Origin of the sequence: Pseudomonas jilinensis (assembly GCF_003586265.1) — a bacterium.
Taxonomy (GTDB): domain Bacteria; phylum Pseudomonadota; class Gammaproteobacteria; order Pseudomonadales; family Pseudomonadaceae; genus Halopseudomonas; species Halopseudomonas phragmitis.
Genome location: NZ_QJSA01000006.1, coordinates 222737 through 237653, shown reverse-complemented (window position 1 = coordinate 237653; position 14917 = coordinate 222737). Strand labels below are relative to the sequence as shown.

Here is a 14917-nt window from a genome sequence, read left to right as displayed (position 1 = left end):
GCACTCAGTTTTTGCCGCCGCCCAGCTTCATTGTTGAATGATCGGAGCACCAACTTGATCATGTCGTTGACCAGCTTCCGACCTTCTACCTTGCTCCCATTCACCTCCCAGTTAGTGTTTCCACTCGCTGCCGTTCCACTTTTGATTAAGGCTTTCTGCTGCTCGCGAACCCCGACCAGTCGGGCTTTGTACTCATGGCTGGAGTTCAACTTGAACTTGGGCTCGTAGAGCGCAAAGCTTTCAAGAAGCAGTGTCTCTTCCCAGACGAGGATCTCCCTCTGCAAGTCAGAGGAGCGTTGCGCGAGCGCAGCTGCATCTTGCTCAGCTCGCTGAACCTCCTGGTGCACGGCCGCCAGCTTTCTTTTCTCCTGAGCGATCAGATTTTTGACCTCTACGACTTCCATGGCGCCGATCTGCCTGGTGAGTGCCTGAAGTTGCTGATAGCGCGCCTGAAGGTCAGTCAGTTGCAGGTCAAGATCATCGGCCCGCCTCCGGTGCTCAGGTCCCTTCCAATAGTCACTAAGGGCCATGTGGTTCCTTCCTCGTGTAGATCAAATTGTTGCTTGGCTCTGGACGCCAACCTGGGAGTCTTTATAGCCCAGCCGAACTGTATTGGCCGCTGAAGAAGTGCGGATTCCACGCCATTCGGACACTCAGCCCACGCTGATCCGGACACCTGTTCCACGATCATTCGGACAGGCAGTCGGAGCGCAGCGACGCAGGGGTGGCATTGTTAGTCTGAGGCGCCCGCTGCGTCGGCAACCGTGTCAGCACATCCTTGAGATAGGCATACGGATCGTGCCCATTATTACGGGCCGACTGGATCAAACTCATGATCGCAGCAGCGCACTTGAGCATGCGATCCCGCGCCGAGCATTTGAGAAGGCAACGGGATGAACGCTGGCTGGATAGCCGTGGTTTTCTGGGTATGCAGCCGAATCCATTTGTGGACGAGGTTGGCATTGAGGCTGTAGCCCAAGGCGATGTTTGCGATGGAGGCACCGGGTTCAGAACACTCCTGAATGACCTGGGCCTTGAAAGATTTGCTGTAGGTACGGCGCTGAGGGGGCATGGAAAATCCGCTTGATGGGCCATGGCCTTCGGCGGCGGTGTCGGGAAGGTGTGTTGGCCGGACGGATACTGTTGAACTACGTTGTCTGGGGCAACGGAAGTGTTTCGGCCCGACTCTGGAACGCGATCCGCAGCGACGACTGGGCAATTCCGCACGTTGGTCTGAGCAGCCTCGGGGAAATCGTCGGCTGGGCGCGCCCAGACGAGTTTCCGCCAAGGAACATGCAGACGAGCAAGGGGCTGCGGGCACTCGGCTACAACGTGAGGATCGGTGTTTGATCGAGGCGCCTGTGGCACACGCAGGCTGACGAGCCAGGCGCTGTCCATGGCCTGATCAGGCCGCCCCGCTGCGCCTTGCCTGAGCAGTTGACCTGCATCAATGGGGCGGGAGATCGCTGTACATTGACTCTTGATGTTTGTCCTGGTAGGCGCAATATCTTGCAAAGTCTTGTAAGGATTTCCTTGGCCGGAACCGCAAAGCGACGCGATTGGAGAGGGTGAGATGAAAGCGCACCTACAGGTGATTTTCACGCTCGATGAATTGGCTGCGTACTTGAAAGTCGGCAAGCGGACGCTTTATCGGCTCGCGCGCACGGGGAAATTCCGGCTTTCAAGGTGGGCGGGACGTGGCGGTTTCGTCAAAGTGAAATCGATCAGTGGATCAATGATCAGACCCGAGCCGGAGCAAAGAAGGAGGTGATGCGCAAGCGTGAACAGCAGCAGTCATCCGAGCAGCCCGTGTCGCCTGGGCGCACTGCCCGTCGCAGCAGGCAAAGGGCTTGAGTAACTCGTTTTTCAATTTTTCTGGAGGTATGACATGGACATTGATTTCAAGAAGTTGGCTCCCTGGAACTGGTTCAAGAACGAGCAGCAAGAGCAGCAGACCGCCTCTTCCCTGCCGGTGCAGCGCAATGACCTGCCAGCGGCGAGCGGGCCAGTCAGCCCGATCCTGCAACTGCATCGCGAGATCGACCGGCTGTTCGATGACGCGTTCCGGGGCTTCGGTTTTCCGGCGCTGGCCATGCCGCGGCTGCCATCCGATTGGTCGGGCATGCTGAAGCCGGCCCTGGATATCCAGGAAACCGACAAGCAGTACAAGATTGCCCTGGAAGTGCCCGGTGTCGAGGAGAAGGACATCCAGATCACCCTCGACAACGACGTGCTGGTGGTGCGTGGCGAAAAGCGCCAGGAACAGGAGAAGAAGGAAGGTGGCTTCCACCGTGTGGAGCGCTCCTACGGCAGCTTTCAGCGTGCCTTGAACCTGCCTGACGACGCCAACCAGGATTCGATCAAGGCATCGTTCAAGAACGGGGTGCTCACGGTCACGATCGACAAGCGCGAGGTCAGCGCGCCGAAGCAGGGACGTTCGATCCAGATCAACAGCTGACGTCGCCGGCTCGTTCGTCACAAGAAAAACCCGGTACGAGACGAGGTGTCGCGGCTCGCGATGCCTCGTCGCCTCAACTTTCTCAGGAGCATCAGCATGGCCAGAAAACAATGCCAGGTCTGTGGCCAACCCGCCACCGTGCGGGTGGAAGCCAATCTCAACGGTCGTCACAGCACCATGCTGTTGTGTGACGACCATTACCGCCAACTGGTGCGCCAGCAAAAGCGCACCGTCTCGCCGCTGGAAGCCTTGTTCGGCTCGCGCAGCGGCCTGTTCGAGGACTTCCTCGGCAGTGATTTCTTCCGCATCGGCGACGACGCGACGCCCGTTGCCGCCGATACCGATGACGTGGTCGATGCCTCGTTCGGCGAGCCCGCCGCCGCAGGTTCGGGTGCGCCGCGCCGTCGCGGCAGTGGTTTGGCCAGCCGCATCAGCGAACAGTCGGAAGCCCTGCTGCAGGAGGCCGCCAAACACGCTGCCGAATTTGGCCGCTCCGAGGTGGATACCGAACATCTGCTGCTGGCGCTGGCCGACAGCGACGTGGTCAAGACCATCCTGGGTCAGTTCAAGATCAAGGTCGATGACCTCAAGCGGCAGATCGAGTCCGAGGCCAAGCGCGGAGACAAGCCATTCGAGGGCGAGATCGGCGTGTCGCCCCGCGTGAAGGATGCGCTCAGCCGCGCCTTCGTGGCCTCCAATGAACTCGGCCATTCCTATGTCGGTCCGGAGCACTTCCTGGTCGGTCTGGCCGAGGAAGGCGAAGGTCTGGCCGCCAACCTGCTGCGCCGCTACGGCCTGACGCCGCAGGCGCTGCGCCAACAGGTCAGCAAGGTGGTCGGCAAGGGCGCCGAGGATGGTCGCGCCGAGACGCCGACCAACACGCCGGAACTCGACAAGTACTCGCGTGACCTGACCAAGATGGCGCGCGACGGCAAGCTCGACCCGGTGATCGGCCGCGCGCAGGAGATCGAGACCACCATCGAGGTGCTGGCCCGGCGCAAGAAGAACAACCCGGTGCTGATCGGCGAGCCGGGCGTGGGCAAGACCGCCATCGTCGAGGGGCTGGCGCAGCGCATGGTGGCGGGCGAAGTGCCCGAGACGTTGCGCGACAAGCGCCTGGTGGAACTCAACATCAACGCAATGGTGGCTGGCGCCAAGTACCGGGGCGAGTTCGAGGAGCGCGTGCAGAAGGTGCTCAAGGAAGTGACCGAGCACCAGGGCGAGATGATTCTCTTCATCGATGAAGTGCACACCATCGTCGGTGCCGGCCAGGGTGGCGGCGAAGGCGGGCTGGACGTGGCCAACGTGTTCAAGCCGATGATGGCGCGCGGCGAACTGAACCTGATCGGCGCCACCACGCTCAACGAGTATCAGAAGTACATCGAGAAGGACGCCGCGCTGGAGCGTCGCTTCCAGCCGGTGATGGTGCCCGAGCCGACGGTAGCGCAGACCATGATGATCCTGCGCGGCCTGCGCGACACCTTCGAGGCGCATCACAAGGTCAGCATCACCGAGGATGCGATCATCGCCGCCGCCGAGTTGTCGGACCGCTACATCACCGCACGCTTTTTGCCTGACAAGGCCATCGACCTGCTCGACCAGGCGGCCGCACGCGTGAAACTGTCGGCCACAGCCCGCCCGGTGGCGGTGCAAGAGCTGGAGTCCGAACTGCACCAGCTGCGGCGTGAGCAGGACTATATGGCCTCGCGCAAGCAGTACGACAAGGCCGCCGAGCTGGGCAAGCGCATCGAGACCAAGGAGACTGAACTCAAGAAGCTCGTCGAGGAATGGGAACGCGAGCGCGCCTCGGGCAGCGCCGAAGTCAAGGCCGAGCATGTCGCGCAGATCGTCTCGCGCCTGACCGGCATTCCGGTCAACGAGCTGACGGTGGAAGAACGCGAGAAGCTGCTGCATCTGGAGCAGCGGCTGCACGAGCGCCTGGTGGGCCAGGACGAAGCGGTGCGCGCGGTGGCCGATGCCGTGCGGTTGTCGCGCGCGGGCCTGCGCGAGGGCAGCAAGCCGGTGGCGACTTTTCTGTTCCTCGGGCCGACCGGCGTGGGCAAGACCGAGCTCGCTAAGGCGCTGGCCGAGTCCATCTATGGCGATGAAGGTGCGCTGCTGCGCATCGACATGTCCGAGTACGGGGAACGCCATACCGTGGCACGCCTGGTGGGCGCGCCTCCGGGTTATGTGGGCTATGACGAGGGCGGCCAGCTCACCGAGAAGGTGCGTCGCAAGCCCTACAGCGTGTTGCTGCTGGACGAGATCGAGAAGGCTCACCCCGACGTCTACAACATCCTGCTGCAGGTGTTCGACGACGGGCGGCTCACCGACGGCAAGGGCCGGGTGGTGGATTTCACCAATACCATCATCATCGCCACCTCGAACTTGGGCTCGGACATCATCCAGCGTCGGCTGAAGGCCCGTAGCGCCGCCGGCGAGGAATACGAGAAGACCAAGTCCGAGGTGATGGACGTGCTGCGCGGACACTTCCGCCCCGAGTTCATCAACCGCATCGACGAGATCATCGTATTCCATGCGCTGGGCAAGGAGGAGATCCGCCATATCGTCGGCCTGCAGCTCGATCGTGTGGCCCGCAACGCCGCCAGCCAGGGCGTGACGCTGACCTTCGATCAGACCTTGATCGATCACTTCGCGGAGGAAGGCTACAAGCCCGAGTTCGGCGCGCGTGAGCTCAAGCGGCTGATCCGCAGCGAGCTGGAGACGGCACTGGCGCGCGAGATGCTGGGTGGCGGTATCGGCAAGGGCGATCACGCCAGCGCCCGCTGGGATGACAAGGCCGAACGGGTGGTCTTCGAGCGCCAGGAGCCACCCGCGAAGCCGGCCGAGCCAGAGCAGCCGGATGCCGCGAAGGCGGCCGAGGCGCCGCATGGCGACGCGGGTAAGGGCTCGCGCAAGAAGAAGTCGGCGAGCGACGCGTCTTAATGTTGGGAGAGGCTGCCGTGTCCGATCCCATCGGCCTGGCATGGGCAGCCTCCCTGGCCTCGATCGCGGTGGCGGTCGTGGCCGCGGGTCACGCGGTCGTCTACAAGCGTGATCCGCGGTCGGCCACGCTCTGGGTGCTGCTGATCGGGATGCTGCCGCTGCTCGGATCGCTGTTGTACCTGCTGTTCGGCATCAACCGCTACCAGCGACGGGCACGACGGCTTTACCCGAGCGCCAGCCATCCAACCCGGGCGACCGGCCCGGCGCAGGGAGACGACGCGCAGCCGGCGGCGCTTGCCGGTCTGGCTGCATTGGTCGGCCGCACCACTGGCCAGCCGCTGACGCGTGGCAACCGTATCGATCCGTTGGTGGGTGGCGAACAGGCCTACCCGACCATGCTCGCCGCCATCGAGTCGGCCCGACACAGCATCGTGCTGGCCTCCTACATCTTTGACGGCGTGGGTATCGGCGAGCAGTTCGTCGATGCCCTGAACCGGGCGCGTGCGCGTGGCGTACAGGTACGGGTGTTGATCGACGATGTCTACGCCCGATGGGCGCGTCACAGCGCCTACAAGCGATTGCAGCGTTGCGGCGTGACGGTTGCCGCTTTCAACCCGACGCTGATCCCTGCCCGTCTGCATGCAGTGCACCTGCGCAACCACCGCAAGCTGCTGGTGATCGACGGCGCGTTGGGCTTCACCGGCGGCATGAACATCGCCTGTCCCTATTGGCAGCCCGATGCACCCGCGCAGGCTTTTCGTGATCTGCATTTTCGGCTGCGAGGGCCGGTAGTGGTGCAGCTCATGCACTGTTTCACCAAGGATTGGTGCGACACCACGGGCGAGCAGCTCGATGAGCGTTTCTGGGCCAATGAGCCCATGTCAGTCGGGGAGGCTGGAGGCAGTCTGGCGCGAGGCATCGAGGCCGGTCCCGATGAAACCCTGGACCGCATGCGGTGGATCTTCACGGGCGCGCTGAGCGCGGCGCGACATTCGGTGCGCATCTGGACGCCTTACTTCGTGCCCGATCAGCCAATCATCGCCGCCTTGAACACAGCCGCTTTGCGGGGGGTACGCATCGAGGTGCTGACGCCTGCCAATGGTGATCACCCGGGCGTGCAGTGGGCCGCGCGCGCCCATTACTGGCAGGTGATGGAACATGGTGCCCGCATTTTTGAGCGACCCGGGCCTTTCGATCACACCAAATTGATGCTGGTCGATGGTCTCTGGTGCTGCCTGGGGTCAGCCAACTGGGACGCGCGCAGCCTACGGCTCAACTTCGAGTTCAACGTTGAAGTCTATGACACTGCACTGTGCACGCAGCTGGAGGCGCTGTTCGACGGGGTCCGCAATGCATCGGTACCGGTGTTGCCCAGGATGCTGCGGGAGCGCCCGCTGGCGGTGCGATTGCGCGATGGCTTGGCACGCCTGTTCACACCCATTCTCTAACGACAGTTTGTCGAGGAGCAACGCGTCATGGAAAAGAAGAATCAATGGAACACCGGCTACTGGATCGTCGCCGTATTGCTGCTGCTGACGCTGCAGAACTACTGGCAAACGGCAAAGACCGTCGAGCCCGTGCCCTACAGCGAGTTCGAGAAGGCGCTGGCCGAGGGTCGAGTGGCGGAAGTGCTGGTGTCGGATCGCAGCGTGACCGGGCGTCTGAAGTCGCCGGACAGCCGGGGCAAGACGACGATCGTGGCGACCCGGGTCGAACCCGATCTTGCCGATCGCCTGTCGAAGTACGACGTGCCCTATGCCCGCGTGGTGGAGAGCACCTGGCTGCGCGATGTGTTGTCGTGGATCCTGCCGGCGGTGGCTTTCTTCGGCGTCTGGTTCTTCCTGTTCCGCCGCTTCGCCGAGAAGCAGGGCATGGGCGGGTTCCTCAGCATCGGCAAGAGCCGCGCCAAGGTGTTCATGGAGAAAAACACCGGTGTGACCTTTGCCGATGTGGCCGGCGTCGATGAGGCCAAGGCGGAGCTGGTCGAAATCGTCGATTTCCTGAAGAACCCGCAGGACTATGGTCGTCTTGGGGCGCGCATTCCGAAGGGCGTGCTGCTGGTCGGTCCGCCCGGCACCGGCAAGACCTTGTTGGCCAAGGCTGTGGCGGGTGAAGCGGGCGTACCGTTTTTCTCCATTTCGGGTTCGGAATTTGTCGAGATGTTCGTCGGGGTGGGCGCGGCGCGCGTGCGCGACCTGTTCGAGCAGGCACGCGGCCAGGCGCCGGCGATCATCTTCATCGACGAACTGGATGCGCTGGGCCGGGCGCGGGGTGTCGGAGACCCCATCGGCAGCCATGACGAGCGCGAGCAGACGCTCAACCAGTTGCTGACCGAGTTGGACGGCTTCGATGCCTCCGTGGGGCTCATCATTCTGGCCGCGACCAACCGCCCTGAAATCCTCGATCAGGCGCTCTTGCGCGCCGGCCGCTTCGATCGCCAGGTGCTGGTGGACCGACCCGACAAGAAGGGCCGGCTCGACATCCTGAAGGTGCATGTCAAGAAAGTCGCGCTGGCACCCGAGGTCGACCTCGAACAGGTGGCCGCGCTGACCACCGGCTTCTCGGGCGCGGATCTGGCCAATCTGGTCAACGAGGCGGCGCTGGCCGCAACCCGCCGCCGCGCGCAGGCCGTGGAGCTGCAGGACTTCACTGCCGCCATCGAGCGCATCGTGGCCGGCCTGGAAAAGAAAAACCGCGTGCTCAACCCCAAAGAGCGCGAGACCGTGGCCTATCACGAGATGGGCCATGCGCTGGTGGCGCTGGCGCTGCCGGGCACTGACCCGGTGCACAAGATTTCCATCATCCCGCGTGGCATCGGCGCCTTGGGTTACACCCTGCAGCGTCCGACCGAAGATCGTTTCCTGATGACGCGCAGGGATCTGGAACACAAGATCGCCGTGCTTCTGGGCGGACGCGCGGCCGAGAAGCTGGTGTTTGGCGAACTCTCCACGGGGGCGGCCGACGACCTGTCGCGGGCCACCGACATCGCCCGCGACATGATCACTCGCTTCGGCATGGACGAAGGCTTGGGTTACATCGCCTTCGAAGCGCAGCGACCGCGCTTCCTCGACACGCCCGAGTTGGCCAGCGGTGGCTGCCGGGTGGCCGAATCGACCCAGGCGCGCATCGATCAGGCCATCCGCGACATCGTGATGGGCGTGTTCGAGTGCGCCTACGGGATTCTCGATGCCAATCGTGCGGTGCTGGAGCGCTGTGCTCGCGAGCTCCTGGCGCGGGAAACGCTGGATGAAGCCGATATCCGTCGCCTGACCGAGGGGCTCCAGCGCGCCACCTCGGCTACGGCGGCCGAGCCGGCCCCCCCCGCATCTACAACCCATCCCGGAGTCTCGACATGAGCGACAGCCTGCACATGTTTGCCCGCATTGCCAATCCGTCAACCGCGTACCGGCGGCCAAACTCGCCGACCAACCGAACTGCGGCCGTTGCCAGCCACCTTTGTTCACGGGCGCGCCCATCGAGCTGACCACGGCGACATTCACGCGCCACGTGGAGCGCAGCGACATTCCTCTGCTGGTCGATTTCTGGGCCCCCTGGTGCGGCCCCTGCAAGATGATGGCGCCGCAGTTCCAGCAGGACGCGCGCCTGCTGGAACCCAAGGTACGGCTGGCCAAGGTCGACACCGAGGCAGAGCCTCAATTGGCCACCCGCTTCGGCATCCGCAGCATTCCGACCCTGGCGCTGTTCCGGGGCGGGCGGGAGATCGCGCGTCAGGCCGGCGCCATGGGGGCAAAGGACATCGTGCGCTGGGCATCCTCGGCTGTGGTGAGTTGAGGGCCGATGCAGGACTTGCTCGGTACGACGCTGATTCTGCTGGTCGCCTGCAGTCTGGCGGCTGCGTTGACGGCCAGGCTGAATATCCCGACCTTGCTGGGTTATCTGCTGGTCGGTGTCTTGCTGGGCCCTCCGGTCACGGCCTGGATCATGCCGGGACCGGCGCTGAATTTCCTGTCCGAGCTGGGGGTGGCGCTGCTGCTGTTCATGGTCGGGCTGGAGTTCTCGCTCGGCCATTTCTGGCTCACCCGCAAGACCGTGCTGGTGGCCGGGACACTGCAGCTGGCGATGGTCGCCGCACCGGTGGCGTTGGCTTTGCTGTGGCTGGGGCTGCCGCTCGACAGCGCCGCACTGCTGGGCGCGGCGGCGGCCATGTCGTCGACAGCGCTGGTCAGCCGGCAGCTGGCCGATCAGGGCGAGTTGACCACACGCCACGGCCGCGGCGCCATTGCCGTGCTGGTGTTCCAGGATCTGGCCAGTGTGCCCTTGCTGGCGCTGCTGGCGATCTGGGCGCGCGGCGATGCTCCCGGGCTTGGCCGTGTGCTTGGGGAGGTGGCGGGCGTGCTGTTGCTGTTTGCCGTCTCGGCGGTTGCGTCGCGCCGCCTGTTGCATGGTTTGCTGGGCTGGGTGGCGCGGCAGGGGCACGAAGAGTCCTTCGTGCTGGTCTCGCTGAGTCTGGTGGTGGCGGCTGCGGCAGCGGCCCATGCACTGGGTGTGTCGGCTGCGCTCGGTGCCTTTCTTGCCGGCATGGTGCTGGGGGAGAGCGATTTCCGGTACCACATGGAAAACCACCTCAAGCCCTTTCGTGATGTGCTGTCGGGCCTGTTCTTCGTGACCATTGGCCTGCAGCTGGACACCGCGCAGATCGTGGCCGCACCGCTGGCGGTACTGGGTTGGCTGTTGGCCTTGGTGCCTCTCAAGATGGGGCTGAACTTTCTGGCGCTGCGCGCAACCCGCCTGGCGCGCAGGCATCGTGCTGGGTCATGGCGGCGAGTTTGCGCTTCTGCTCCTGGGCATGGTCATGCAGCAGCACCTGATCGCCGCCACCATGGTGCAACCGATGCTGGTGGCGCTGGTGTTGAGCATGGGGTTGGCACCGCTCCTGATCCGACACCATGACCGATGGGCGCGGGCTTTCAGCTGCTCGGGCGCACTCGGTCAGCCACCGCAGGCCGAAGAAGGCGAAGTCGCCGAGCGGGCGCGGTCGTTGCGCGACCATGTGATCATCTGTGAGGCGGATGACGTCGGGCTGCTGCTGAGCCGAACGCTGCGCCTGGCAGGCATACCGCATTTGCTGCTGGAATCGGACCGCCAACGGGTCGAAGCGGGGCGTGCGATGGGGGCGCCGGTGTCGTATGGCGATGCCAGTCGGCTCGACACCCTGGCCGCCGCCTGAGCTTGTCCGTGGTGGTGGCCACTGAGCGCGTAACGGATGCCCAGCTTTTGCGTAATCTGCCCAATGTCAGACTGTACCCGTTGTACCTGGCTGCGGGACTGGGACTGGCCGAGCAGGTACTGTTGATGTTGGGCATCAACGCCGACCAAGTCGACCACCGGATCGAGGAATTACGGCAGACACTCAGTGAGTCAGGTGGGGATAGACCATGAACGGGCCGACCATTTGGCTGATGGTGTCGCTACTTGCCAATATTGGCATGGCGGTTGCAATATGGCGTTTTGTTCGTACCAATCGCCAGAGGCGTGACGAGCTGAAGCATCGCCAACAAGCGCAAATCGATGACAAGGAACGGATCGCCATCGCCCTGGAGGGCGCAGGGCTGGGATTCTGGGAGTGGGATATCGCTACCGACAGCTTCAGGCTTTCTGCCCGCAGTCTGGCGATGTTCGGCTTGACCTCCGACGAGGAGGTTGGCGCCACCCATGCCGCATGGCAAGCGCGTATTCACCCGGAGGATTTACCGGTCGTTCTGGCAAAGGTGCGCGCTTACCAAGAAAACCCGTCGGAGCGATTGGAGTGCGAGTACCGCGTTCGTCATCGATCTGGCGTTTGGATTTGGGTGCTGGATCGCGGCCGTTGGCTGGGTGACGCGGGCAGGCAACTGATAGTCGGCACTCTGCTCGACATCTCTTCTCGCAAGGAAATGGAGCAGCAGTTGCTGCGTATGGCGATCACCGACCCCTTGACCGGCTTGTCGAACCGGCGGGCTTTTAACGAACGATTACAGCTGGAATGGGAGCGCCTCAAACGCAGCCCCGAGATACAAGCAGCACTTGTGCTCTGCGACATCGATCACTTCAAGCGTATCAATGACACCTATGGACACGGATGCAGCGATGAGGTGCTCAAGCACTTTGCTTCACGGTTGAGGGAACATGTTCGCGCAACCGACATGGCTGCCCGGATTGGGGGGAGGAATTCGCTGTGTTGTTGGAAGCGGCATCGATAGAAGACGCCCAAGTATGGGCGGAGCGATTTCGTCAGGACACTGCGGCGACAGCGGTGGTGTGTGGAGATGTGTCGATCAGCTATAGCGCCAGCATGGGGGTGGCTCTCCTTGACCCCCGTTTGCGCTCTGTCGAGCAGGTGATGCAGCAGGCGGACAGCGCGCTCTACCAGGCAAAAAGACAAGGGCGCAACTAAGTTGTGGGTGCACAAGTATTTCAGAATTGAGAGGAGTGGCGATGAAGGAAAAGCAAGCAGACCCGATCAAAACATTTCGCGCCCAATGGGCAGTGATGACGTTCTACGAGCGCTTCGAACAGGTGATCGCGCTCGCGCTGTCCGCAATCATTGCCGTGATCATCGTGGTCTCGCTGCTGCAGCTGATCTCGATCGTCTTCAGCCTGCTGATCATTGATGCGTTCAATCCGCTCGATCACAAGGTCTTCCAGACCGTGTTCGGCATGATCATGACGCTGCTCATCGCCATGGAGTTCAAGCATTCCATCGTGCGGGTGGCCTTGCGGCGCGACAGCATCATCCAGGTCAAGACGGTGATCCTGATCGGGCTGATCGCCCTGGCGCGTAAATTCGTGATCCTCGACCCGGAGACCGGCCCCGCCAAGGTCGCGGCGCTCGCAGGCGCGACACTGGCCCTCGGGGCGACTTACTGGCTGCTGCGCGAGCGCGATGACCGGACAGCCGGGGAAAGCTCAGATGATCAGTCGTGATCTGCGCCACGCGCAGAATGTCGGCGCGCGGCATCGCTGGCTCAATCGCCTGCAAACCGCGCTGTTGGTGCTGACCCTGCTCGGGATTGCCGCCGTCGCTGGCAGCCTGCTGTTGGGTGACGGCGGGCTTTGGCTGGCGCTTGCGGCCGCGGGGTTCACCCTGCTGCTCGAACCGGCGGCCGCCTCCGGGCTGACCTTGCGGCTGTATGGCGCACGCCCCCTGCACCCGGATGAAGCGCCCGATCTTTGGGCTGTGTTGCGCGAACTGGCGGCGCGGGCCGGGCTGCCTGCCGTGCCGGTACCGCACTACGTGCCCAGCGGGGTCGTCAACGCCTTCGCCACCGGTTCGAAGCATCACGCGGCCATCGCGCTGACCGACGGCCTGCTGCGTAGCCTCACGCCCCGCGAGTTGACCGGCGTGCTCGGCCACGAAATCGCGCATATTGCGAACGAGGATATGCGTGTCATGGGCTTGGCCGATTCCATCAGTCGGCTCACCCATCTTCTGGCCTTGTTGGGGCAGCTTGCGATCGTGCTCAGCTTGCCAGCGCTATTGCTTGGAGTCACGGAAGTCAATTGGCCCGCGTTGCTTCTACTGGCGGTCGCGCCACAGCTGGCCTTGCTGGCTCAGTTGGGCTTGTCCAGGGTGCGCGAATTCGACGCCGACCGGCTCGCTGCCGAATTGACCGGCGACCCGCACGGGCTGGCCTCGGCGCTCGCCAAGATCGAGCGGGTGAGCCGCTCCTGGCGCGCCTGGCTGCTGCCCGGATGGGGCAATCCGGAACCCTCCTGGTTGCGCACGCATCCGGCGACAGCTGAACGCATTGAGCGCTTGCTGGAACTTGCTCCGCCGCCCGCGATGCCGCCGTTTCCATCGGCCCGTTTCGCCCCCGAGGTGACCGTATCACCACGTCCGCCACGCTGGCGCACCGGCGGCCTTTGGCGCTGATTTCAACATGGAGAATGACGTGACCTACCCCGACCCCTACAGCCGCCCGGCGCCGGATCGATTCATCCGGCGCTGGCTCGTCATCACTGGCTGCATCGCCGCACTCATGCTGCTGTGGCAGTTCCTGCCCGCCATCGAAGCCTGGTTCAGTCCCCACGAAACGCAGGAGCGCACGGTGACGCCGCGCGGCGACCTGGCCGCCGACGAAAAAACCACCATCGAGCTGTTCGAGAAATCGCGCGGGTCGGTGGTTTACATCACCACGGCACAACTAGTGCGTGACGTCTGGTCGCGCAATGTCTTTTCCGTGCCGCGCGGCACCGGCTCCGGCTTCATCTGGGACGATGCCGGCCACGTGGTGACCAACTTCCACGTGATCCAGGGGGCATCGTCTGCCACGGTCAAACTGGCCGACGGTCGCGATTATCAGGCTGCGCTCGTTGGCGCCAGTCCTGCGCACGACATCGCGGTACTCAAGATTGGCGTCGGCTTCAAGCGCCCGCCGGCGGTGCCGGTGGGCACCAGTGCCGATCTCAAGGTGGGGCAAAAGGTCTTTGCCATTGGCAATCCCTTCGGGCTCGACTGGACGCTCACCACCGGCATCGTCTCGGCGCTTGACCGCACCCTTTCCGGCGACGCCAGTGGCCCGGCCATTGACCACCTGATCCAGACCGACGCCGCTATCAACCCCGGCAATTCCGGTGGCCCGCTGCTCGATTCGGCTGGGCGGCTGATCGGCATCAATACCGCCATCTACAGTCCGTCTGGCGCCTCGGCCGGCATCGGCTTTGCGGTGCCGGTCGATACCGTCATGCGCGTGGTGCCGCAACTCATAAAGACCGGCAAGTACATCCGTCCGGCGCTGGGCATCGAGGTGGATGAGCAGCTCAACGCGCGTCTGCAGGCGCTGACCGGCAGTAAGGGCGTATTCGTATTGCGCGTGACGCCGGGCTCGGCGGCGCACAGGGCCGGGCTCGTCGGCGTCGAGGTCACCGCAGGCGGCATCGTGCCCGGCGATCGCGTTATCAGCATCGACGGTATCGCCGTCGACGACGTCACCACATTACAGGCCCGGCTAGACGACAAGAACGTTGGAGATGTTGTGGTCTTGTTAGTGGAGCGGGCCGGCAAGACTCGCGAGATGCTTGTGGAACTACAACCGGGAGTTTGATGGAAAGTGGGTCATGGATCTGCACAGCGAAGCAGCCAAGCGACTTCAGCCTTGCGCCGAACTACGAGCCCTAGCTAGTGCAGTGGGGAGAAGGCTGTTTAGGTTAAATGGATATAAGGGAGTCATTTTTGATTGTGTTTTTAAAAGAAGGTGTTGATTTTTTTGGGTAAGCATTTAGGGCGTCCAAGGGTTGGAGCAGTTGGCACGGATGAGAGAGCTCAATGCTCGCTAGGGATTGGATCTATGTGTTTTTTCTGACTGACTGCTTACGTGTTGGAACGGGCAACATCGGAAAAGGATGAATCTTTATTCTCACCATTTACCGTATTTTTCGAGCCTGGGCGAAAATTAGGATGATACTTTAGCGCCCTTAATCATTCTCCCATGAAAGGCAAAACGATCCAGTCTCGGGTGTAAGTGCTCACAACATACTGATATAAAAGGGATTTTTTATGAATAGGAGAGCGCG

General features: G+C 63.0%; 14 protein-coding genes and 3 pseudogenes. 14 read left to right on the top strand and 3 right to left on the bottom strand.

From position 1 onward, the window contains the following. The 3 genes and pseudogenes from C2846_RS08755 to C2846_RS18655 all read right to left on the bottom strand — a co-directional run. Nucleotides 1–530: SNIPE associated domain-containing protein (locus tag C2846_RS08755; protein ID WP_476748394.1), on the bottom strand; the 530-nt coding region annotated here is incomplete at its 3' end. A 157-nt stretch (nucleotides 531–687) separates the two neighbouring features. Continuing rightward, nucleotides 688–852 (bottom strand): annotated as a pseudogene (locus C2846_RS08745) (transposase domain-containing protein); the annotation flags it as partial. Beyond that, entirely contained in the window at nucleotides 809–1072 is a 264-nt protein-coding gene (locus C2846_RS18655; protein WP_001446199.1) for a transposase, read from the bottom strand. The pseudogene C2846_RS08745 and the gene C2846_RS18655, both read right to left, overlap by 44 nt. Before the next feature lie 71 nt (nucleotides 1073–1143). Between C2846_RS18655 and C2846_RS18650 the strand changes: the two genes are divergently transcribed. The 14 genes and pseudogenes from C2846_RS18650 (at nucleotide 1144) to C2846_RS08680 (ending at nucleotide 14448) form a co-directional block, all read left to right on the top strand. Beyond that, the gene (locus C2846_RS18650) at nucleotides 1144–1350 is read left to right on the top strand and encodes a hypothetical protein (RefSeq protein WP_014596902.1); all 207 of its coding nucleotides are present in this window, start codon (nucleotides 1144–1146) and stop codon (nucleotides 1348–1350) included. Between the two features lie 223 nt (nucleotides 1351–1573). Further along, nucleotides 1574–1854 (top strand): annotated as a pseudogene (locus C2846_RS08735) (helix-turn-helix domain-containing protein). Nucleotides 1855–1888: 34 nt separating this feature from the next. Further along, on the top strand, nucleotides 1889–2458 hold the full coding sequence (gene hsp20, locus C2846_RS08730) for a small heat shock protein sHSP20 (protein ID WP_014596901.1): 570 nt from the start codon (nucleotides 1889–1891) through the stop codon (nucleotides 2456–2458). A gap of 96 nt (nucleotides 2459–2554) precedes the next feature. After that, complete coding sequence (gene clpK, locus C2846_RS08725; protein ID WP_014596900.1) at nucleotides 2555–5404, top strand: heat shock survival AAA family ATPase ClpK; 2850 nt, start codon at nucleotides 2555–2557, stop codon at nucleotides 5402–5404. A 17-nt stretch (nucleotides 5405–5421) separates the two neighbouring features. Further along, nucleotides 5422–6852, top strand: a complete 1431-nt coding sequence (gene cls, locus C2846_RS08720) for a cardiolipin synthase (protein ID WP_014596899.1) — start codon at nucleotides 5422–5424, stop codon at nucleotides 6850–6852. Nucleotides 6853–6879: 27 nt separating this feature from the next. Next, nucleotides 6880–8760, top strand: coding sequence for an ATP-dependent zinc metalloprotease FtsH (ftsH, locus tag C2846_RS08715; RefSeq protein ID WP_119701246.1), 1881 nt, complete (start codon nucleotides 6880–6882; stop codon nucleotides 8758–8760). Then, the gene (trxC, locus tag C2846_RS08710) at nucleotides 8741–9196 is read left to right on the top strand and encodes a thioredoxin TrxC (protein WP_043942200.1); all 456 of its coding nucleotides are present in this window, start codon (nucleotides 8741–8743) and stop codon (nucleotides 9194–9196) included. The genes ftsH and trxC overlap by 20 nt, the downstream gene beginning before the upstream one ends. A 6-nt stretch (nucleotides 9197–9202) precedes the next feature. Then, a complete protein-coding gene (locus tag C2846_RS08705) occupies nucleotides 9203–10315 on the top strand; it encodes a cation:proton antiporter (RefSeq protein ID WP_014596897.1) in 1113 nt (370 codons plus the stop codon). Further along, nucleotides 10257–10592 (top strand): NAD-binding protein, encoded by a 336-nt coding sequence (locus C2846_RS18945; RefSeq protein WP_256364846.1) that lies wholly within the window; start codon nucleotides 10257–10259, stop codon nucleotides 10590–10592. The genes C2846_RS08705 and C2846_RS18945 overlap by 59 nt, the downstream gene beginning before the upstream one ends. Nucleotides 10593–10600: 8 nt before the next feature. After that, nucleotides 10601–10804: a hypothetical protein gene (locus tag C2846_RS18940; RefSeq protein WP_013984525.1), complete on the top strand. Its 204-nt coding sequence runs from the start codon at nucleotides 10601–10603 to the stop codon at nucleotides 10802–10804. Continuing rightward, a pseudogene (locus tag C2846_RS08700) lies at nucleotides 10801–11798 on the top strand (GGDEF domain-containing protein). The gene C2846_RS18940 and the pseudogene C2846_RS08700 overlap by 4 nt, the downstream one beginning before the upstream one ends. Nucleotides 11799–11839: 41 nt before the next feature. Then, the gene (locus C2846_RS08690) at nucleotides 11840–12328 is read left to right on the top strand and encodes a phosphate-starvation-inducible PsiE family protein (RefSeq protein WP_004152114.1); all 489 of its coding nucleotides are present in this window, start codon (nucleotides 11840–11842) and stop codon (nucleotides 12326–12328) included. Then, nucleotides 12315–13277: a zinc metalloprotease HtpX gene (locus C2846_RS08685; RefSeq protein WP_014596893.1), complete on the top strand. Its 963-nt coding sequence runs from the start codon at nucleotides 12315–12317 to the stop codon at nucleotides 13275–13277. Before C2846_RS08690 ends, C2846_RS08685 begins: the two co-directional genes overlap by 14 nt. Nucleotides 13278–13296: 19 nt before the next feature. Beyond that, nucleotides 13297–14448, top strand: a complete 1152-nt coding sequence (locus C2846_RS08680) for a S1C family serine protease (protein ID WP_003116645.1) — start codon at nucleotides 13297–13299, stop codon at nucleotides 14446–14448. The last annotated feature ends 469 nt before the right edge of the window (nucleotides 14449–14917 follow it).